Origin of the sequence: Sphingopyxis sp. EG6, from assembly GCF_003609815.1 — a bacterium.
Taxonomy (GTDB): domain Bacteria; phylum Pseudomonadota; class Alphaproteobacteria; order Sphingomonadales; family Sphingomonadaceae; genus Sphingopyxis.
The window spans coordinates 855489-875655 of sequence record NZ_AP017603.1 but is presented as its reverse complement, the minus strand read 5'-3'; the positions used below and the strand labels follow the sequence as shown (position 1 = coordinate 875655).

The 20167-nt window shown below is 65.0% G+C and carries 21 protein-coding genes; 13 read left to right on the top strand and 8 right to left on the bottom strand.

What is annotated here, in order from left to right:
• Positions 1 to 9: 9 nt before the first annotated feature.
• Positions 10 to 1488: a DUF4403 family protein gene (locus SPYCW_RS04250; RefSeq protein WP_120215744.1), complete on the top strand. Its 1479-nt coding sequence runs from the start codon at positions 10 to 12 to the stop codon at positions 1486 to 1488.
• On the opposite strand, the gene SPYCW_RS04245 is transcribed toward SPYCW_RS04250, so the two are convergent.
• Entirely contained in the window at positions 1489 to 2502 is a 1014-nt protein-coding gene (locus SPYCW_RS04245; RefSeq protein ID WP_120215743.1) for an inorganic phosphate transporter, read from the bottom strand.
• Positions 2503 to 2517: 15 nt separating this feature from the next.
• Complete coding sequence (locus SPYCW_RS04240; protein WP_171005249.1) at positions 2518 to 3642, bottom strand: DUF47 family protein; 1125 nt, start codon at positions 3640 to 3642, stop codon at positions 2518 to 2520.
• A gap of 188 nt (positions 3643 to 3830) precedes the next feature.
• On the opposite strand from SPYCW_RS04240, the gene SPYCW_RS04235 reads away from it, so the two are divergent.
• The gene (locus SPYCW_RS04235; RefSeq protein ID WP_232014916.1) at positions 3831 to 5369 is read left to right on the top strand and encodes a flavin-containing monooxygenase; all 1539 of its coding nucleotides are present in this window, start codon (positions 3831 to 3833) and stop codon (positions 5367 to 5369) included.
• A gap of 34 nt (positions 5370 to 5403) precedes the next feature.
• Here the strand turns inward: SPYCW_RS04235 and SPYCW_RS04230 are convergent, their stop codons facing one another.
• Positions 5404 to 6237, bottom strand: coding sequence for a DUF4163 domain-containing protein (locus SPYCW_RS04230; RefSeq protein WP_120218094.1), 834 nt, complete (start codon positions 6235 to 6237; stop codon positions 5404 to 5406).
• Between the two features lie 55 nt (positions 6238 to 6292).
• Here SPYCW_RS04230 and SPYCW_RS04225 point away from each other — a divergent pair, with 55 nt between their 5' ends.
• The 3 genes from SPYCW_RS04225 (at position 6293) to argC (ending at position 9656) form a co-directional block, all read left to right on the top strand.
• Entirely contained in the window at positions 6293 to 7696 is a 1404-nt protein-coding gene (locus SPYCW_RS04225; protein ID WP_120215742.1) for a leucyl aminopeptidase family protein, read from the top strand.
• 130 nt (positions 7697 to 7826) lie between these two features.
• The gene (locus SPYCW_RS04220; protein WP_120215741.1) at positions 7827 to 8726 is read left to right on the top strand and encodes a C40 family peptidase; all 900 of its coding nucleotides are present in this window, start codon (positions 7827 to 7829) and stop codon (positions 8724 to 8726) included.
• 3 nt (positions 8727 to 8729) lie between these two features.
• A complete protein-coding gene (argC, locus tag SPYCW_RS04215) occupies positions 8730 to 9656 on the top strand; it encodes an N-acetyl-gamma-glutamyl-phosphate reductase (RefSeq protein ID WP_120215740.1) in 927 nt (308 codons plus the stop codon).
• 186 nt (positions 9657 to 9842) lie between these two features.
• On the opposite strand, the gene SPYCW_RS04210 is transcribed toward argC, so the two are convergent.
• Entirely contained in the window at positions 9843 to 10058 is a 216-nt protein-coding gene (locus SPYCW_RS04210; RefSeq protein WP_120215739.1) for a hypothetical protein, read from the bottom strand.
• A 183-nt stretch (positions 10059 to 10241) separates the two neighbouring features.
• On the opposite strand from SPYCW_RS04210, the gene SPYCW_RS04205 reads away from it, so the two are divergent.
• Positions 10242 to 11585 carry a PQQ-dependent sugar dehydrogenase gene (locus SPYCW_RS04205; RefSeq protein WP_120215738.1) on the top strand — a complete coding sequence of 448 codons (1344 nt, stop codon included), beginning with the start codon at positions 10242 to 10244 and terminating at the stop codon, positions 11583 to 11585.
• A 190-nt stretch (positions 11586 to 11775) separates the two neighbouring features.
• Here the strand turns inward: SPYCW_RS04205 and dnaN are convergent, their stop codons facing one another.
• Positions 11776 to 12891: a DNA polymerase III subunit beta gene (dnaN, locus tag SPYCW_RS04200; protein WP_120215737.1), complete on the bottom strand. Its 1116-nt coding sequence runs from the start codon at positions 12889 to 12891 to the stop codon at positions 11776 to 11778.
• 172 nt (positions 12892 to 13063) lie between these two features.
• Here dnaN and SPYCW_RS04195 point away from each other — a divergent pair, with 172 nt between their 5' ends.
• Entirely contained in the window at positions 13064 to 13561 is a 498-nt protein-coding gene (locus SPYCW_RS04195) for a hypothetical protein (protein WP_120218093.1), read from the top strand.
• Between the two features lie 21 nt (positions 13562 to 13582).
• On the opposite strand, the gene SPYCW_RS04190 is transcribed toward SPYCW_RS04195, so the two are convergent.
• On the bottom strand, positions 13583 to 14464 hold the full coding sequence (locus SPYCW_RS04190) for a LysR family transcriptional regulator (protein WP_120215736.1): 882 nt from the start codon (positions 14462 to 14464) through the stop codon (positions 13583 to 13585).
• A 151-nt stretch (positions 14465 to 14615) separates the two neighbouring features.
• Between SPYCW_RS04190 and SPYCW_RS04185 the strand changes: the two genes are divergently transcribed.
• On the top strand, positions 14616 to 14948 hold the full coding sequence (locus SPYCW_RS04185) for a UrcA family protein (protein ID WP_120215735.1): 333 nt from the start codon (positions 14616 to 14618) through the stop codon (positions 14946 to 14948).
• A 76-nt stretch (positions 14949 to 15024) separates the two neighbouring features.
• Here the strand turns inward: SPYCW_RS04185 and SPYCW_RS04180 are convergent, their stop codons facing one another.
• Positions 15025 to 15528: a hypothetical protein gene (locus SPYCW_RS04180; protein ID WP_120215734.1), complete on the bottom strand. Its 504-nt coding sequence runs from the start codon at positions 15526 to 15528 to the stop codon at positions 15025 to 15027.
• 122 nt (positions 15529 to 15650) lie between these two features.
• Between SPYCW_RS04180 and rlmN the strand changes: the two genes are divergently transcribed.
• The 4 genes from rlmN (at position 15651) to SPYCW_RS04160 (ending at position 18490) form a co-directional block, all read left to right on the top strand.
• Positions 15651 to 16895 (top strand): 23S rRNA (adenine(2503)-C(2))-methyltransferase RlmN, encoded by a 1245-nt coding sequence (rlmN, locus tag SPYCW_RS04175; protein WP_120215733.1) that lies wholly within the window; start codon positions 15651 to 15653, stop codon positions 16893 to 16895.
• 227 nt (positions 16896 to 17122) lie between these two features.
• Positions 17123 to 17581, top strand: coding sequence for an outer membrane protein (locus SPYCW_RS04170; RefSeq protein ID WP_120215732.1), 459 nt, complete (start codon positions 17123 to 17125; stop codon positions 17579 to 17581).
• Between the two features lie 134 nt (positions 17582 to 17715).
• Entirely contained in the window at positions 17716 to 18126 is a 411-nt protein-coding gene (locus SPYCW_RS04165) for a hypothetical protein (RefSeq protein WP_120215731.1), read from the top strand.
• A gap of 40 nt (positions 18127 to 18166) precedes the next feature.
• On the top strand, positions 18167 to 18490 hold the full coding sequence (locus SPYCW_RS04160) for a YnfA family protein (RefSeq protein WP_120215730.1): 324 nt from the start codon (positions 18167 to 18169) through the stop codon (positions 18488 to 18490).
• Between the two features lie 147 nt (positions 18491 to 18637).
• Here the strand turns inward: SPYCW_RS04160 and SPYCW_RS04155 are convergent, their stop codons facing one another.
• On the bottom strand, positions 18638 to 19357 hold the full coding sequence (locus tag SPYCW_RS04155) for an arylesterase (RefSeq protein ID WP_120215729.1): 720 nt from the start codon (positions 19355 to 19357) through the stop codon (positions 18638 to 18640).
• Positions 19358 to 19408: 51 nt separating this feature from the next.
• Between SPYCW_RS04155 and SPYCW_RS04150 the strand changes: the two genes are divergently transcribed.
• Positions 19409 to 20080, top strand: a complete 672-nt coding sequence (locus SPYCW_RS04150) for an ABC transporter ATP-binding protein (RefSeq protein WP_120215728.1) — start codon at positions 19409 to 19411, stop codon at positions 20078 to 20080.
• The last annotated feature ends 87 nt before the right edge of the window (positions 20081 to 20167 follow it).

The following is a 20167-nucleotide window of genomic DNA, read 5'->3' as shown; positions in this document are numbered from 1 at the left end:
GGCTGAGACATGCGGGCGATCAACTTGTTGGCCGTGGCCATAGCGTCGGCAAGCATGCTCACGGCGTGCGACCGCAAGGTCGATGTCGAACCGCCACCGCGATCCACCGATAAAGCCCCTTCCCCGTCGCAAAAATCGCTGATCGCGGTCCCTATCAACGCCGATACCAGCGCGCTCAAACGGGCGCTGGAGCGTGCTGTCCCCAAGACGCTGTGGACGATCAACCGGCACGAGCGCGCGTGCGTCAAGCCGCAGCGGGTCAAGGTGTTTGGCAAGAAGGTCAAGGTGACGCCGCCGATCGCCTGCACCATCGTCGGGCGCGTCACGCGCGGGGCGTTGCGGCTGCGCGGGGTGGGCGACGAAATTATCGTCGACGTGCCGCTCAATGCCACGATCGCGGCGCGCGACGTCGGCGGGGTGCTGAAGGGCGAGACCGCGACCGGCGCCGCGATGGCGCATGCGCGCGTGAGGATCGACGTCACCCCCGACTGGCGTACGCGCGGCACGGCGCGGATCAGCTATGGCTGGACCAGGGCGCCCGGGATCGATTTCCTGGGCAAGCGCATCACCTTTACCGACGAGGCCGATGCCAAGCTCAAGCCCGTCGTGCGCGACGTCGAGCGTGAGGTGAACCGCGAAATAGCCCGCATCGACATCCGCAAACAAGCCGCCGATGTCTGGCGGCAGAGCTTCACCGCGCTCGAGCTTAATCGCGAAAACCCGCCGGTGTGGATGCGCGTCACGCCGCAGCGCATCCTCTATGGCGGGTATCGGATGGAAGGGCAGCAAATGCGGCTCAACCTAGGGCTGGAGGCGATCACCGAAACCTTTGTCTCGGGCCGACCCGCCGATCCCACCCCGACGCCCTTGCCGACCATGGTTCGCGAAAAACCGACGCCGCACTTTGACGTGCGGGTGCCCGTGCTCGCCGACTATGCGCAGTTGCAACCCGTCGTCGATCGCGCGCTCAAGAAACGGTCGGCGCGGCCGTTCGACCTGCCCAAGGTCGGCCCGATGATGGTCAAGTTCGGGCCGTCGACAATCTATGGCGCGCCGGACGGGCGCGTCGCGTTGGGCGTCGATGTCGCGATGCGGCTCGCCAGTCGCAGCGGCGAACCGACCCATGGCCGCATCTGGATGACCGCGGTACCGGTCAACAAACCGGGGTCGGCCGAGGTGCGCTTTGCCGACCTGCTGATCACCGGCGATACCGACGGAGTCGGCGGCGACCTGCTCATCGCGCTCGGACAGAATCCCGGCTTTGCGCCGCTGATCGCCGACGCCCTGACCCAGAATTTCACCCGCGACCTTGGCGAGTTGCAGGGCAAGATCAAGCGCGCGGTCGACCAGCGCCGCGAAGGCGCCTTTGTCATTCGTACCCAGATCGACGGGTTCGAAATCGGCGCAATCAAGGCCTATGGCAACGGACTTTACCTGCCGGTGCGCATGGTCGGCGGCGCGCGCGTCGACTACCGCCCGGCGCGCTGATCAGAACAGCCGCGTGATGCCGTAGAACGCTGCCGCCACCACCGCGCTCGCGGGAATGGTGATGAACCACGCCGCGACGACATTGCTCGCCACGCCCCAGCGTACGGCGCTGGCGCGGCGGGCGACGCCGGCGCCGATGATGCTGCCGGTGATCGTGTGCGTCGTCGACACGGGGATGCCAAGCAGGCTGGCGGTGAACACCATGATCGACCCGCCGGTCGAGGCCGCGAAACCCTGATGGTGCGACAGCTTGGTGATCCGCCCGCCCATGGTCTCGATGATCTTCCACCCGCCCGACAGGGTGCCTAGCGCGATCGCGACATAGCAGCTGAACGCCACCCAGTGCGGGACATGAAACTCGCCCTGCAGATAGCCGGTCGAATATAGGAGCACCGCGATGATCCCCATCGTCTTTTGCGCGTCGTTCAGCCCGTGGCTGACCGAATAGGCAGCCGATGACAGCAGGTGGAGGCGGCGAAAGGTTTTTTCGGCGAATTTGGCGGTGGCGCGGTGCAGCGCCCAGCTGCTGACCAGCATCACCAGCATCGCCAGCAACATGCCGAGCATCGGCGAGAGGAAAATCGCGATGACGGTTTTGTTGAGCCCCGTCCACTCGATCCCCTCGAACCCCGCGTGCGCGACGCCTGCGCCGACGATGCCGCCAACGAGCGCGTGGCTCGACGACGACGGAATGCCCTTCAGCCAGGTGACGATGTTCCAGAACATCGCGCCGACCAGCGCCCCGAACACCACCGCCGGGGTCACCAGATCCTTGTCGATGATCCCTTTGCCGATCGTCTCGGCAACCTTGTGAAGTTCGGGAAAGATGATCGACAGGAAATAGGCGGCGAAGTTGAAGAAGGCGGCAAAAACCACTGCCTGCACCGGACGCAATAGGCGCGTCGCAACGACGGTCGCGATGCTGTTCGCCGCGTCGTGGAGTCCGTTCAGGAAATCGAACGCCAGCGCCAGGATGATCAGGCCGACGAGGAGCGGGAAAGCGAGTTCGTGCATGGTTTGCGCCCCCGCTTATGCGTGGTCGATGACCAGGCCGTCGATCTCGTTCGCGACATCCTCGAAGCTGTCGGTGACGCGCTCCAGATGACGATAGAGTTCGCGCCCGATCAGGAAGCGGGCGCTGTTCGACTGCCCATGTTCCTTGAACAAGCGCTTGAGCCCCGCCGCGTGGATTTCGTCGGCATGACCTTCCATCCGTACCAGTCGCTCGGTCAGTTCATGCAGGCGCGTCGCGTTGGCCGAAATATTGCGCAGCAGCGGCAGCGCCTCCGCGGTCAAGCGCGCCGCGTCGACGATGATGCCGCCAATGTCGCGCATTTCGGGTTCGAATTCTGTGACATCATACAGATCGACGGCGCCCGCGGTCTTTTGCATCTCGTCGATCGCATCGTCCATCGACGCGATCAGATCGGTGATCGCGCTGCGGTCGAACGGGGTCAGGAAGGTGCGGCGAACCGTCTGGAGCACTTCGCGGGTGATCGCATCGGCGTCATGTTCGCGCTCGATGATTTCCTGGACATGGTCGGCCATCCCCTCGCCGCCCTGCAACATGCGCGACAGCGCATTGGCGCCGGCGACCAGCGTCGCGGCATGGCTTTCGAACAATTCAAAGAAATTTCCCTGTCGCGGCAGCAATCGCTGAAACCATGCGAACATTCGGCTTACCCCTGCTTTTTCGGCTACATCCAGGACAACGCTGCGCGGTGCGGCGACGGCGCGAAAACCGCCATCGCCGAACGAGCGGATCAACGCCTGCAAATCGGGTTCCTCGACCGCCGAAGCGGCATCGCGGAACGAGAACCATTTGCGTTCGCGTTCGTCCATTTCCTTCCACTCGGCGAGCTCGTTGGTCACGGCGAGCGGAAAGACTTCGACATTGTACATGATCGCCGCGCCGTTCGCGCGGCGCTTGCGATATTCATAACTGCCGATCGGGGTCGGACAGACAGAGCCGGTTACGCCCGCTTCCTCCTCCGCCTCGATCGCCGCCGCGGCATGGCGCGTCATTCCGGTCAATGGATTGCCCTTTGGCACCACCCAGCGCTTGGTCTCGCGCGACGTGATCAACAGGATTTCGGTCGGGCCATCGTGCGCCGCGCCGCTGAAGCGATAGGGAAGGACAGCGATCTGACGCACGGGCTCTATCCTTTCCTGCAAGGGCGGGCGCGGCGGCCCAAGGTGACAAAATCGTTACGCCCCTATGACAATATTGTGACAGCGACAAGCGGGCTTCACCGCGTCGCTGCTTTCCGTAAACGTCAATTCGATTGCAAAATGCAACGCGGTGCGTAATCTGCCTCCAAACATAGTCGGGAGACAGGATGATGGCAGGCACGGCGACGATGGAACGCCCCGCGAACGCGAACGCTGCACCGGTCGATCAGGATGTGCTGATCGTCGGCGCGGGCATCTCGGGCATCGGCATGGCGGTGCATTTGCAGATGCATTGCCCCGATCGCAGCTTTGCCCTGGTCGAGCGCCGCGCCAATCTGGGCGGTACCTGGGACCTGTTCCGCTATCCCGGCATCCGGTCGGACAGCGACATGCATACGCTGGGGTTCGTGTTCGAACCCTGGAAGCATGAAAAATCGATCGCCGACGGTCCGTCGATCCTGGAATATCTGAACCGCATCGTCGACGAACGCCATATCCGCGAGCGCATCCGTTTCGACCGCAAGGTCGTCGGGGCCGATTGGGACAGCACGGCTGCGCGCTGGACGGTGACGCTGGAGGATGCCGCGGGCGCGACATCGACCACCACCGCGCGCTGGCTGTACCTCGGCGCGGGCTATTATGACTATGACGAGCCGTTCGACGCCAATTTCACCGGGCGCGAGGATTTCCGGGGCCAGATCATCCACCCGCAATTCTGGCCCGAGAATCTCGATTATACGGGCAAGAAGATCGTGGTGATCGGATCGGGGGCGACCGCGGTGACGATCGTCCCGTCAATGGCGGACAAGGCCGCGCATGTGACGATGCTGCAACGCACCCCGACCTGGTATTTCATCCGCCCGGCAAAGGACGGGCTGGCAAATTTCCTGCGTAAATTCCTGCCCGAGGAGCTGGCGTACAAGATCACCCGCTTCAAGAATGTCCGCCTGCAAGACATCGCCTTTCGGCGCGCGCGCGAAAAGCCCGAAAAGGTCAAGGAATTCCTGACCAACAAGCTGAAGGCGAGCCTCGGCGACCGCTATGATGCCAAGGCGTTTACCCCGCCCTATAACCCATGGGATCAACGGCTGTGCCTCGTCCCCGATGCCGATTTCTTTGAGGCGATGAAGGCCGATAAGGCGTCGGTCGTCACCGACCATATCGAACGCTTTGACGCGACGGGCATCCAGCTGAAATCGGGCCAGCATCTGGACGCCGACATCATCGTCACCGCGACGGGGCTGAAGCTGGCCGTCGCGGGCAAGATTCCGGTGCGTGTCGATGGCGAAACCGTCAACTGGCACGATCATTTCTATTACAAGGCGTGCATGTTTTCGAACGTGCCAAACTTCTCGGCGGTATTCGGCTATCTCAACGCCAGCTGGACGCTACGCGCCGACATCGTGTCGGAATATGTCTGCCGCGTGCTCAACCATATGCAGGCCACCGGGACGACGGTCGCAACCCCCGCGCTCGCCGATCCGGCGAGCCTGGAGGAAGAGAACGTCTTCGACTTCTCGTCGGGCTATATCCAGCGTTCGCTGCACATCATGCCCAAGAGCACGGTGGCGCTGCCCTGGCGGCTCAGCCAAAATTATGTGCAGGACCGGATCGACATGCGCAGCGGAGCGATCGACGACGGCGTGCTGACCTTTTCCAATGCGCGCGAAGCGGCAGCCGCTGCGAGCGAACTCGAAGCCGCCGAATAGCGTTTGGCGATGCAGCGCGGGGCGTGCGGCCACCTCAGTTGATGGGGAGCAGGTCGCGCTTGAACTCGTCCTTCGCCGCCGCGACCACCGCGCCGGTCATTGGCACGTTCACCCGATAGCTGCCCTCGGCAAAGGGACCGATTTCATAGGGGGCGATCGCGATCGTCATGCGGTCGAGATAACGTCCGTCGGACGATCCGATCCACACCGTCTGCGCCGAGGCCGGGGGGCAGCCCGCGAACGGGCTGTCGGGCGCCTCTTCGCGGACGATGCCCTTCGCCGCTTTGGCGCGTTTGATCGCTGCGCAGAAAGGCTCGCGGATCGCGGCATCGAACGCCTCGCCGCTGGTGAACAGGTCGAGCGGTTGCAGCCGCCTGGCGCGATTGCGATCCCACAACAGCGTCGCAAAGCTGGTCATGCCATGGGCGCCGCCGGTATAAGTCTGGATCTCCGCCGACAGGCTCAGGAAGCGCGGCGTGTTCGACACACGTTGCCATGTCTGCAAATGGCTATGCTTGCGATAGGGAAAGCCCGCTTTCTCGGCTGCGGCCTTGTCGCGCCCCGCCGCCGCGATCAGCGCATCGCGCCTCGTCGCGCGGTCATTGTCCAGCCACCCGGCGAGTTCCGGAATCGTGGCGGCATCACGCGGATAGGCATAAGCGAACTCGATCAGGTCATTGCTTTCGCTGACGTTGGACGCTGCCGCGTTTTTCGCCTCCACGTCGGCGACGCCGTCAGGCGGCGCGCCGGGAACCGCAGCTGCGGCCGCCTGCTCGGCGGGCGTCGGCGGATCCTCGGCACAGGCGGCAAGCAGCGCCGCACCGGTCAGGAGCAGCAGGGCGGAACGGGGCCGAATTTCTGTCGTCATGTCAGCATAACGCCGGGAATCGACAAAATATCCCCGGCGGCCTAGCACCGTCGGCATGACCGACTATTCCGACCTGATCCAGCCCGACAAGGGGCAGGACGCGCGCACGATCCATCTTGTCGACAAAAAGGGCTATGACGAATGGCTCAAGAGCCGCAGCGCCCGCGAACGCGCGCACCTTGCCGCCGTAGGCTTCAAGCCCGACCCCTATGTCCAAGCGATCCTGCCGGGTGACGACCCCGACAATTGGGCGGTCGTCACCACCGTCGCGAAGGTCGACAGCCTGTCGGCGTGGTGCCTTGCCAAACTGGGCCAGATCCTGCCCGCCGGACGCTATCGGCTCGAAGGTCAGCAACCCGGCAAGGCGCTGTTCGGGTGGATGAGCGCGCAATATCGTTTCGACACTTATCGCACGAAGGTCGAGAGCAAGGGGCCGCGCGTGCTGCTGACCAGCGATGTCGGCGCGATCGCACCGATGGTCGCCGAAATGCGCGCGGTCGCGCTGGTTCGCGACATGGTGAACACCCCCGCCGCCGATATGGGACCCGCCGCGATCGAAAAGGCCGCCGAACGGATCGCCAAGGCGCATGGCGGCAAGCTGACCGTCACCAAGGGCGAGGCGCTGGAACAGGGCTATCCGATGATCCACGCGGTCGGACGTGCCGCCGCCAAGCACCACGCCCCACGGCTGATCGAGATCGAATGGGGCAAGGACGGCGACCCGCGCATCGCGTTGGTCGGCAAGGGGATCAGTTTCGACAGCGGCGGGCTCGACATTAAACCGGCGTCGGGCATGCGGCTGATGAAAAAGGATATGGGCGGCGCGGCGCATGTGCTGGCGCTTGCCGAGCTGGTGATGGCGAGCGGGCTGCCCGTGCGGCTGCACTGTCTGGTTGCCGCGGCAGAAAATGCCATCTCCGCCGACGCCTTCCGTCCCGGTGACGTGCTGAAGAGCCGTCTTGGCCTGACGGTCGAGATCGGCAACACCGATGCTGAGGGCCGATTGGTGCTGGGCGACGCGCTGGCGAAGGCGGGCGAGGACAAGCCCGAGCTGATCATCGATTTCGCGACGCTGACCGGGGCCGCGCGCGTCGCGCTCGGCCCCGACCTCCCGCCGCTGTTCGCCAATGATGACGCGCTGGCCGACGGGATGCTGGCCGCCGGTACCGACCGCGACGATCCGTTGTGGCGGATGCCGCTATGGGACGGCTATGCCGAGCTCCTTGAAACCGACGTCGCCGACCTTGGCAATGCCGGCAGCTCGGCCTTTGCCGGGACGATCACCGCGGCGCTGTTCCTCAAACGCTTTGTACCCGAGGGCGCGCTATGGGCGCATCTCGACACCTTTGCCTGGCGCCCGTCGGCAAAGCCCGGGCGGCCCAAGGGCGGCGCCGCGCTGGGGCTGCGCGCCGCATGGGCCATGCTGCAGGCGCGATACGACCGGCGCGGCAGGGGTTGAACATTCTTGATATGCGGACCCCGGCTGGTCTAATGGCGCGCGACTGTCCGCGCCCGGCGGACGTCGGATGACAACAGGACGGCAAGTGACAGGTCAAAGCGGCGACAATTCAGCGGCAAATCGCGTTCGCATGGGGCGCCCCGGCGCCGTCGGCGCGGGTCGCGATCGCTTTGGCCTGACCGGCACATCGCAGGCCTATGACCCGCGCATCGTCGCGATCCGCCCCGACCTGGCCGACATCGCGGTCGCGGGGCAGCATTTTGCACCGCATTATGCTGCGCCGATGATGCGCAGCGGCATCCTGCCCGCCGCGGTGCTGCGCGGATCGCCGTCGCTCGACGCCGACCAGACGAGCGAGCTGCTGTTCGGCGAAGGCTTTGCGCTGCTCGACCTCACCGGCGGCTGGGCGTGGGGCTATTGCCTTGCCGACCATTATGTTGGCTATCTGTCGGCCGACGCGCTCGCCGCGCCGATCGCGCCGACGCACCGCGTCGAGATGATCGAGGCGATCCTGCACAATGCGCCTGACGCCGCGAGCGGCGGCCCCGCGGTACTGCCGCGCGGCGCGCTGGTGATGGGCGAGATCGAGGGCGAATGGCTGGCGACCGCGCACGGTTATTTTCCGCTGGCCGCGCTGGTCGAGGTTGGCGCCGAAGACAGCGACCCCGCAGGACGCGCCGAGGAGCTGATCGGCACGCCCTATCTGTGGGGCGGCCGCACGTCGAAGGGCATCGACTGTTCGGGCCTCGTCCAGCTGAGCTGGGCTGCCGCGGGGGTCCAGTTGCCGCGCGACAGCGACCTGCAACTCGCATCGCTCGGCGCGGACAAGGATGTCGACCCGGCGGCGCTCGCGCGCGGCGACCTCGTATTTTTCCCCGGCCATGTCGGCATCATGGCCGACGAGCGCAACATCATCCATGCCAGCCGACGATGGATGGCGGTGAAAGCAGAACCGCTGGCCGACGTCATCGCGCGATCGGCTGCCAAGGATCATGATCCGCCGGTGAGCGGATATAAACGACTGCGATAAGATATGACAAAGACGGTTTTCATCGACGGCGCGGCGGGAACGACGGGCCTCGAAATCGCTGAGCGGCTTGCCGGACGGCGCGAGTTTTCGCTGCTGACGCTGGACGATACGCGCCGCAAAGACGCGGATGCGCGGCGCGAAGCACTGAACGACGCCGATTTCGTCATCCTCTGCCTGCCCGACGATGCCGCGCGCGAGGCGGTGGCGATGATCGCCAATGATCGCACCCGGGTGATCGACGCATCGACCGCGCATCGGGTCGCGCCTGGCTGGGTCTATGGCTTTCCCGAGGTCAGCGGACATGACGCCGTCGCCGGCGCCGCGCGCGTGTCGAACCCCGGCTGTTATTCGACCGGTTTCATTGCGCTCGTCGCACCGCTCGTGCGCGCGGGTCTGCTCCCTGCCGACTGGGCCTATATCTGCCACGCGGTCAGCGGCTATTCGGGCGGCGGCAAGGCGCTGATCGAACGCTTCGAAGCGGACTGCGACATCGCTTGGCGCGGCTATGCGCTGACGCTCTGCCACAAGCATGTGCCCGAGATGCAGGCGCAGTGCGGGCTGGCGATCGGCCCGCTCTTTTCGCCCGCAGTGATCCCCGCGCATCGCGGGATGGTGGTCGAGGTTCCGCTACCGCTCGGCGTAATGCCCGGTGCCGCGTCGCCCGACGCCTTGCGCACGGCGCTCGCCGATTTTTACGGAGCGAGCCCGGTGGTCGTCATGGGCGAAGCGCCGACCGACGGCGAAATGCTGCTCCGCGCCTCGGACGCGGGTGACGACCGGATCGCGCTGTTCGTCTTTGCCAATGCTGATGCCAGCCAGGCGCGCCTCGTCGCGCGGCTCGACAATCTGGGCAAGGGCGCAAGCGGTGCCTGTGTCCAGAACCTCAACATCATGGCGGGATTGCCGGAGACGGCAGGGCTGCGGATTTGACCTCCTTCCCCCTTGATGGGGGAAGGATACGTCGCCTTATCGCGCAGCGATTAGGCGACGTTGGATGGGGGTGATGGTGCGTCTTTGCACGGTCATCTCAGGCCGATACAGCACCCCCACCGCTGCGACTAGGCCAGCAAGCTGGCAAGTCTCGCTGCCTCCCCCATCAAGGGGGAGGAAGGATATTCAATGCACCGTGTCGAGAACATCCTCGGCTGCCAGATAGGTGATCAGTCGTTCGATCTGCCGCCAGCGCGCGAAATGGACGTGATTGCCCAGCACGCGATATTGCTCGGCGCGCGCGGCGGCGGCGAAGCCGGCCTCTTCGCCGTGCATGCGAATCAGCGCATGGGCGTCCTCGACCGCGGCGCGATCGGACAGAAATGGTGCAGGCAGATGCATGGAGTCCCCGTCCGTTGCCTTGGAGCGCCCCTTCTAAACCGCGCCCCTCACCGCGCCGTTCCCAACCATGATGAAGATTCGGGTAAGGTTAATCGCGATCGCTCCGCTGTTAACCGCGTTCGTCGCCGCGCCGCCGATGTTTCAACCCTTTGCCGCCGCGCATCAGCCGTGTAGATAAGCGCGATGCGCAAGATCCTGAAATATGTCGCCCTCGCCCTGCTGCTGCTGATCATCGTCGGCGGCGTGACGCTGTACATCATGTCGCGGCCCGACGTGGCGCGCTTCTCGACCGCCGAACTCAGCGGCCGGGTACCGGTGATGGCGTCGCAAAAGACCGAGACATTCCCGACGATCAACGTCCCCGAAGCGACAAGCTGGCCCGCGGGGCAGGCGCCGCGCGCCGCGCAGGGGCTGGCAGTCGCCCGTTTTGCCGAAGGGCTCGATCATCCGCGCACGATGCTCGTGCTGCCCAATGGCGACGTGCTTGTCGCGGAATCGCAGAGCCCGCCGCGCGATACGTCGGGGATCGAAGGCAAGATCATGAACCGCCTGATGACCAAGGGCGGCACCAGCCGCCGTCCGTCGGCGAACCGCATCACCCTGCTCCGCGATGCCGACGGCGACGGCAAGGCCGAGGTCCGGACTGCCTATCTGACCGGGCTCAACTCGCCCTATGGCATGGCGCTGGTCGGGACGACGCTCTACGTCGCCAACACCGACGCGCTGCTCGCCTTCCCCTATGTCGCGGGGGAAACGAAGATGAGTGGGAAGCCCACGAAAATCGTCGACTTGCCCGCCAAGGGCACCAATCGTCACTGGACGAAAAGCCTTGTCGCTGCCCCCAACGGCTGGCTCTATGTCGGCGTCGGGGCTGACAGCAATATCGGCGAAGCGGGCATGAACCGCGAATTCCGCCGCGCCAGCGTGCTCGAAGTCAGGCCCGAACAGAAATATATCCGCACCTTCGCCGGGGGCATCCGCAATCCCGTCGGGCTCGGTTTCCATCCGGGCAGCGAGCGACTGTGGGCGGTCGTCAACGAACGCGATATGCTCGGCAGCGACCTCGTCCCCGACTATCTGACCGATGTCACCGAAGGCGATTTTTATGGCTGGCCCTGGTATTATTGGGGCGGGTTCGTCGACCCGCGCGTCGAACCCGAGGCCGAGGATCGCCGCCAATATGTGAAGCGCCCCGAATATGGGCTCGGCGCGCACACCGCGCCGCTGGGCATGACCTTTACCCAGGGACTCGACCTCGGCGAGCGCTGGGCCAACGGCGCATTGATCGCGCTGCACGGGTCATGGAACCGCGAGCCGGTCGCGGGTTACAGCGTCGTGTTCGTGAAATTCGGTGCCAACGGCAAGCCCGTCGACGCGCTGCCCGTCACCCTGCTCGACCAGTTTCTGGGCAAGGACGGCAAAACCACCCGCGGCCGTCCGGCCGACGTCAAGGTCGCGAAGGACGGCAGCGCGCTGGTCGCCGACGACACCGGCGGGGTGATCTGGCGGGTCGCGAAGGCGGGGTAAAAAAGTTCCCTCCCCCTTGATGGGGGAGGCAGCGAGACTTGGAAGCTTGCTTCCTAGTCGCAGTGGTGGGGGTGCGCTGTCGGCCTGACATGACGGCGAAAGGGCGCGCCGTCACCCTCATCCAACTCCGCCTAATCGCTTCGCGATAAGGCTCCGTATCCTTCTCCCATCCAGGGAGAAGGAAATTGCATCAAACCCGCATCGGCATCAACACATACAGCGCCGGGCTCTTCTCGCTCTCGCGGATCAGCGTCGGCGCGTTCGCATCGGCGAGGTGCAGTTCGACGCTGTCGCCGTCGACCTGACCCAGGATGTCGCTGAGGTAACGGGCGTTGAAGCCGATTTCCATCGTGTCGCTGTCATAGGCCGCCGCCACTTCTTCAGCCGCGGTGCCGTTTTCGGGGCTGGTCACGCTGAGGGTGATGCGGTCCTTGTCGAGCCCGACCTTGACCGCGCGCGTCTTTTCGCTGGCGATCGTCGAAACGCGGTCAACACCCTGATAGAGGCTCTTGGGATCGACCTTGAGCAATTTGTCGTTCGCAGTCGGAATGACGCGGCTGTAATCGGGGAAGGTGCCGTCGATCAGCTTCGAGGTCAGGATCGCATTGCCAAGCTGGAAGCGCACCTTCGACGCCGACAGGCTGATTTCGACATTGCCTTCGGCCTCGTCGAGCAGCTTGCGGATTTCGGTGACGCATTTGCGCGGCACGATGACGTCGGGCATCGACGCCGCGCCATCGGGGCGCGTGACGGTGTAGCGCGCGAGGCGGTGGCCGTCGGTCGCCGCGGCCTTCAGCACCGGACCCGAGGCATCCTCGGCGACGTGCAGGAAGATGCCGTTCAGATAATAGCGCGTTTCCTCGGTCGAGATCGCAAAGCGCGTCTTGTCGATGATCTGGATCAGTTCGGCGACCGGCAACTCGAAATTCGTCGGCAGGTCGCCCTCGGCGATCACCGGGAAATCGTCGCGCGGCAGCGTCGGCAGGTTGAAGTTCGAACGGCCGGCCTTGACCTGCATCTTGCCCTCGGCGGCGGCCAGGCTGACCTCGGCGCCCTCGGGCAGCTTGCGGGCGATTTCGAACAAAGTATGCGCCGACACGGTGGTCGTCCCCGCGGTTTCGACCTTGGCCGCGATCGTTTCGACAACCTGCAGGTCAAGGTCGGTCGCCATCAGTTTCAGCTGGCCGGTGCTGTCGGCTTCGATCAGGACGTTCGACAGGATGGGAATGGTATTGCGCCGTTCGACCACCGACTGGACGTGGCCAAGGCTCTTCAACAACACCGCGCGTTCGATCGTCGCTTTCATTCTAATCCGCCATCCCTGTGTTCCGCGGGAAAAGTCCCTGAGGGACAAGGCGTCGGCGGCGATTCGCTGCCCCGATTCCCGGCCCCTGAAAATGCCCACCTTCCTTAACGCACGCATCAGCACGTGCAAGCCATGCTTGCAAAGCATCCCCAATCGCGCGAACGAAGGCGCGATGCGGCTCCGGACTTTCTTAATTGCGACATTGGCGGCGCTGCCGGCGACGACGCTTGCCGCCACCCCGACCGCGCTCGGCATTTTTGACGGCTGGGGCGCCTTCCGCGACCCCGCCACCCCGCGCTGCTACGCGCTGGCGGCACCCGCGGCGACGATCGGCACGCCGACGGTCAAGGGCTATGCCAGCGTCGGCTACTGGCCGAAATCGCGGATCCGCGGGCAATTCTATGTCCGCCTGTCAAAGGCGCGCGCGCCGGGGCGCGACCTGCGCCTGACGATCGGTAGCCGCCGCTTCATCCTGACCGGCAACGGCGCGCATGGCTGGGCCAGCGACGCGCGGATGGACGCCGCGATCATCGCCGCGATGCGATCGGCCCCCAGCATGAGCGTCACGAGCAGCACGGCGACCGGCGGTGCGATCGCCGATACCTATCGGCTGCGTGGTGCGGCGACGGCGATCGACGCCGCGGCATTGGGGTGCGCCAAGATCCGTTGATCGCGAGACGGGTGGCGACGCCTAGGCGCGCGCCAATTTCGTCAGCTCGACCGCGAGGAAATCGAGCACCAGCCGTACGCGCGGGACATGGCGCAATCGTTCATGCGTCAGCAGCCACAGCCCTGTCGTGTCTTCCTGCTTGGGCGGGATGCAGCGGATCAGATCGGGTTCCCGGTCGGCAATGAAGGCGGGCAGCACCGTGAGCCCCATGCCCGATCGCACCCCGGCGAGCAGGCCGGTGGCGCTGTCATATTTCATCACCACCGCCTCCTCGAGCCCATATTGCCTGAGCCACGCCAGATAGGGTTCCCACACCCCGCCGCCGCCGCCGATGAACGGATGCGCGGCAAGTTGCTCACGACTGTGCGGGATGCCGTGGCGGTCGGCGTAATCTCGGCTGCAATAGACCGTCCACGGATTGTCGGCGATGCGGCGCCCGACCAGTCCCGCGCCGGTCGGCTGCTTGCTGCTGCGGATCGCGATGTCGACGGCGCCGCTCGCCAGATCGCGCGCCTCGTCCGAGGTATCGAGCTGGATATGGATGCCGGGATGTGCGGCGCGCAAATCGCGCAGGATCGGTGGCAGGATGGTGACCGCAAAAATCTCCATCGTCGTCAGGCTGACCGTGCCGCCGACTTCGCGCGATGAAGCACTGGCCGCTTCGCCGAACCGGGCCGCCGCGTCGCGGACAGCCGCGGCGCTGCCCAGCATCGCCTCGCCCACCGGGGTCAGCGCATAGCCCGCCTGCCGCCGTTCGAACAGGTTGAGTCCGGTCGCTTCCTCCAGCGCCGCGATGCGCCGCGCGACGGTGGTCTGGCTGACGCGCAGCGCCTGCGCCGCGGACAGGGTGCTGCCCGTTTCGGCCACCGCCAGAAAGGCTTTCAGGTCGTTCCAATCATACATGGCGTCTTGTGCGTCATAAGCGTGGCCGCGGCATTCTGCAATTTTGCAGAATGGCCGCGCAACATCGTTGCTCCTGCCGCGCCGACCAATCGCTTATCTCTCCGATACCGGCTTCCTCCCCTCCTCTTCAGCCGGTCGATGGAGACACAAGATGAAAAAGCTTCTGATCCTCGCCGCGCTGGCTACCGCATCGGTGGGCCAGCCAGCCTTCGCCCAACCGGCGCCGCTCGCGAACCCGAGCGTCACCGTCCAGCATCGCGACCTTGACCTCAGCACCGAGGCCGGGGCCAAGAGCCTCGATCGCCGCATCTGGCGCGCCGTCGTCGAAGTGTGCGGAAGCGCACCCGATTACGACCTTCAAGGCAAGAATGACGTCCGCCAGTGCCGCGCCGACACGCGGCAGCTTGCCTCGGCACAGGCCGAACAGGTGATCGCCGACGCGGCCCGCCCGCAGATGATCCGGGTCTCGTCGATCCGGAAATAAGCCGTCACAGCGGCATGATCGCATATCGCGGGCGTTGCCCCGCCACCCTATTGGCGGCGACGGTGCGACGCCCGCGCTAGTTCACCAGCCCCTGCCCCGGCACCCAGCGCAGGTCGCAACTGCTCGTCTGCCCCAGCAGGATGCGGCTCCACACCGCCTTGTCGGCGTCATTGCCCTTGATCCGCGGCTGGGCCAGCGGTCGCCGGTCGATGTACAGGCCGCTGATGAACGCGGTGAGCTGTTTGCCCTCGATCAGCCGCGACGCCTTCGAATAGATGGCATAGATTAGCGGCGTGTGGCCGCGACGGACGACCGTTTGCGTCTTGTTCGATGCGACCGGCACGTCACCCGCGCCGGGAGCGGGCAGCCCGTTGTAATCGACAAAAATCCACTGCCCCGCAGGGCCGGAGATCAACAGTTCGACCCCGCTCGCCCCCGCGCCATTGACCTCCGCCGTTTCGCCGGGTTCCAGCACGATCGTCGAATGGCGCGTACATATTTTCTGCCCCGCCTCCGCCGACGCGGTCGGGGAGAGCGCGATCACGAACGGCAAGGCGGCAAGGGAAAGCGCGCGGCGCATGGCATAACCTTTTCAATGTCTGCCGATATTCTAGGGAGCGCGGCGTGTCGTCGGCACCCGCAATCATGTACCGGTTCAGCAGATTGCACATTTCCCCCTTCCCCCCTATATGGCCGCGCATCATGCAGATTCCCGGCCACATCGACCCCGTCACCACGGGCACCGTCCCGTTGCGCGGGGGCAACCGCATCGACCTGGTCGGGCTGAGCCGCGACGCGATCGGCGGGGTGCTGGTCGAGGCGGGTCTGGACGCCAAGGCGGCGAAGCTGCGCGCCAAGCAGATCTGGCACTGGATGTACCACCGCGGGGTCACCGATTTCGAGGCGATGACCGATATTGCGAAGGCGATGCGCCCCTGGCTGACCGACCGCTTCATCATCGGACGTCCGACGGTGCGCGAGGCGCAGGTGTCGAGCGACGGCACGCGTAAATGGCTGCTCGCCGCCGCCGACGGCCAAGAGTATGAGATGGTCTTCATCCCCGACGCCGATCGGGGAACCTTGTGCGTTTCGAGCCAAGTTGGCTGCACGCTCAATTGCCGTTTCTGCCACACCGGGACGATGCGGCTGGTCCGCAATCTGGGCGCGGGCGAGATCGTCGGACAGGTCATGCTGGCGCGCGACGAACTCGGCGAATGGCCCAAGGGGACGATGGCGGGCTTCGGCCCCGACCCCGAGGATGACGATGACGAAGAGGGTGGCCACTACACCGCCGACGGCCGCATCCTGACCAACATCGTGATGATGGGCATGGGCGAGCCGCTTTATAATTTCGACGAGGTCAAGGGCGCGCTGAAGATTGTCATGGACGGCGACGGGCTGGCGCTGTCGCGCCGCCGCATCACCCTGTCGACCAGCGGCGTGGTGCCGATGATGGCACGCGCGGGCGAAGAGATTGGCGTCAATCTCGCGGTATCCTTGCACGCGGTGTCGAAGGAGATCCGCGACGAGATCGTGCCGCTCAACCGCAAATATGGGATCGACGAGCTGCTGAAAGCCTGCGCCGACTATCCCGGCGCGGGCAATTCGCGGCGCATCACCTTTGAATATGTGATGCTGAAGGACAAGAATGACAGCGACGACGACGCACGCGAGCTTGTGCGGCTGATCCGCGAATATGGCCTGCATGCCAAGGTCAACCTGATCCCGTTCAACCCTTGGCCCGGAGCGATCTATGAATGTTCGTCGCCCGAGCGGGTCAAGGCGTTCAGCAACCTGATTTTCAAGGCCGGGATTTCGGCCCCGATCCGCACCCCGCGCGGGCGCGATATCATGGCGGCGTGCGGCCAGCTGAAAAGCGCCGCAACCAAGCCGACCCGCGCCGAACTCGACCGGATTGCGGAAGAGAAACAGGCGGCGTTGGGCTGATCGCCCTTCGCTGCGCCAAGCGAACATCACGAAAATCCGAGCTTTTCCGCCACATTTTTGGCCGCGCTTTTGCACGTCCATTATATACCGTGTGGTAAAAATAACACAGGTAAGAAAATTGTCACATTCTGAACGATCCGTTCATTGAAGCGACAGCTGCGAACGCCATTTAGGCGGTGGACCGCGACCCAAAGGGCGTGGCCATGTAAAAGCAGAAGGAAAATAAAATGAAGAAATTCGCAGTTGCAGCCGCTCTCCTGACGGCCATCGTTGCAACCCCCGCCATGGCAGCCGAAGGCGGCGAAGGCCGCGTCGAACTGCGCGGTGGCCTGATCACCGGCAACGGCATTGACGAAGGCACCATCGGCCTCGCCGCCGGTTATGACTTCGACCTTGGCTCGGCCGCGTTTGTCGGCGCCGAAGTTGCCGGCGACAAGGTACTGATCGACGGTGCGGACGTCCAGTTCTCGGCCGGCGGCCGCGTCGGCGCCAAGGTTGGCGCGAACGGCAAGGCCTATGTCACCGGTGGTTACACCTTCAGCGACATCGACGATCCCTATGTCGGCGCCGGTTACCAGCACAAGCTGGGCCAGAACATCTATGCCAAGGCCGAATATCGCCACCAGTTCATCAACAACTTCGGCGATTTCGACACCTTCGTCGCGGGCGTCGGCTTCGCTTTCTGATTATTCGGAAGCGACATGCCAAAACGGGGAGGGGCGGCCTGCGGGTCGCCCCTTTTCTTTTGAACGCCAGCTGCCGCTAACCCCGTGTTCAGTCGATATTTACCCCATTGCACTAGGGCCGTCGCCAACCGAGGATGGGGATGAAGAATCTTGTTTTCGGTCTGATTGCAGGCGCGGCGCTCGGGGGCTGTTCGGCGGGCGGCGTGGCGGAAAAGACCTACGCGATGCCCGCCGAGGACGCGCGGCGCATTTTGCTATCGGCCGATTTTGAGCGCGGCATTCTGCCCGGATGGTCGTTGCTGAAACCCCAGGTGTGGGTGAACTACGAACAAACGCTGGAGTGGCAGGTTCTCGACGACAGCCAGAACGGCAGCGGCTGGTGGTGCCCGCTTGCAATCGAACCGGTGGGCGAAGACGGCAAGGCCAGCCGTGTGGTCAACCAGTGCGCCGGAATGATGTCGGCAGAGCGGAACCGGCATCTGGACGAGCTGGTCGATGCCGCGCTGACCGGCCGCGAACCGAAGTTCGAGCAAGCGGCGGGATAACACCCTTCCCTTTCGGCCGGCGCAGCGCCACGATCGGCGCATGACCGCTCTTGCCTATATCGCCGCCGCGCTCGCCGAAATCGCGGGCTGCTTCGCCTTCTGGGCATGGCTCAGGCTCGACAAGCCAATTTGGTGGCTGGTTCCCGGCATGGCTTCGCTGGCGCTGTTCGCTTATCTGCTCACCCTGGTCGATGCCGAACATGCGGGGCGGACCTATGCGGCCTATGGCGGGGTCTATATCGTCGCGGCGCTGCTGTGGCTGTGGGTGGTTGAGGGCGCGAAGCCCGACCGATGGGACCTGATCGGCGCCGCGGTATGCCTCGGCGGCGCCGCGATCATCCTGTTCGGGCCGCGCGGCGGTTGAGCCCTTGTTCCTCCCTGTGGCGAAGCCATGGGGAGGTGGCAGCACGGAGCGCTGACGGAGGGGCTTTGGCGCTACCGTCGCGGCCCCTCCACCATCCGCTTCGCGGACGGTCCCCCTCCCCATGGCTTCGCCACAGGGAGGATAGGCCTACCCCGCATCCGGCAGCGCCTGCTCCACCAGCGGCGCCAGCGCTTCCGCCACGACCGTTACCCCTTTTGCATTGGGGTGCAGATTGTCGCTCAGCATCAGCGTTTTGTCGGTGACAACATTGTCGAGGATGAAGGGATAGAAGCTGGCATCATATTTGGCGGCAAGTTCCGAATAGATCGGATTGAATTTCTTCGCATAATCGCTGCCCAGATTGGGTGCCGCCATCATGCCCGTCAGCAGCACCGGGATCTCGCGCTTTTTAAGCTCGGCGAGCATCGCGTCGAGGTTGGCGCGCGTCTGGTCGGGGCCGATGCCGCGCAGCATGTCGTTGCCGCCCAGGCCCAGCAACACCAGCGCCGGCTTCACCTTGGCATTGTCGAGCACGTAGGTCAGCCGTTGACGCCCCGCCGCCGTCGTGTCGCCGGACACGCCCGCATTCTGTACCCGCGCGACAACGCTGTCTGCGGCCAGCGCGGCCTGCAGTTGCGGCGCCAAGCCCTCCTTCGGCCCAAGCTGGTAGCCCGCATAAAGGCTGTCGCCGAACGCGATGACGAGCGGCGCGTCGGCGGGGATTGCGGGGGACGCCTGGGCCGCTACCTTGTCGTTGGTCGAAGCCGCCGGGGTTTCCGCCGATCCACACGCAGCAAGCGGTTGGCAAAGCGCCAGCGCGCAACCATATATGGCGTAAGAGCGCCATCCGGCCGTTCGTTTTTCCAAAGGGTTCTCTCCTTGCCCGACACTCGACCCCCTCAGGCCGTGGCGCCTGATATGGCGATCGCCGCCCATAATGTGACGCTGACGCTAGGGAGCGACAAGTCCCCCGTGGAAATTTTGCGCGGCGTCGATCTGGAGGTACCGGCAGGGGCGTCGGTTGCGCTGCTCGGGCCGTCGGGATCGGGCAAAAGCTCGCTGATGGCGGTGCTTGCGGGGCTGGAGCGCGCCAACGGCGGCAGCATCCGCGTTGCCGGGCTCGATTTTGCCACGATGGACGAAGACGAACTTGCGCGCGCGCGGCGCGGGCGGATCGGCATCATGCTCCAGGCGTTCCACCTGCTGCCGACGATGACCGCGCTGGAAAATGTCGCGGTGCCGCTGGAACTGGCGGGGATCGCCGACCCGTTCGGGCGCGCGGCGGCCGAACTCGAGGCCGTCGGGCTTGGCCACCGCCTGACCCATTATCCGGCGCAGCTGTCGGGCGGCGAGCAGCAACGCGTCGCGATTGCGCGCGCGATGGCGAGCGAACCCGCGATCATCTTTGCCGACGAGCCCACCGGCAACCTCGACACCGCGACGGGCCATGCGATCATCGATCTGATCTTCGCGCGCCGCGCATCGCTGGGCGCGACCTTGCTGATCATCACCCATGACCCCGAACTCGCCGAGCATTGCGACCGTGTTGTCGTGATGCATGACGGGCGGATCGAGGAGCGGACGGCGTGATGCCGCCGTCCAATTCCGTTCGTGTCGAGCGAAGTCGAGACACCCGGCAGACAAGCGCCACCAAGCGGCGTGTCTCGACTTCGCTCG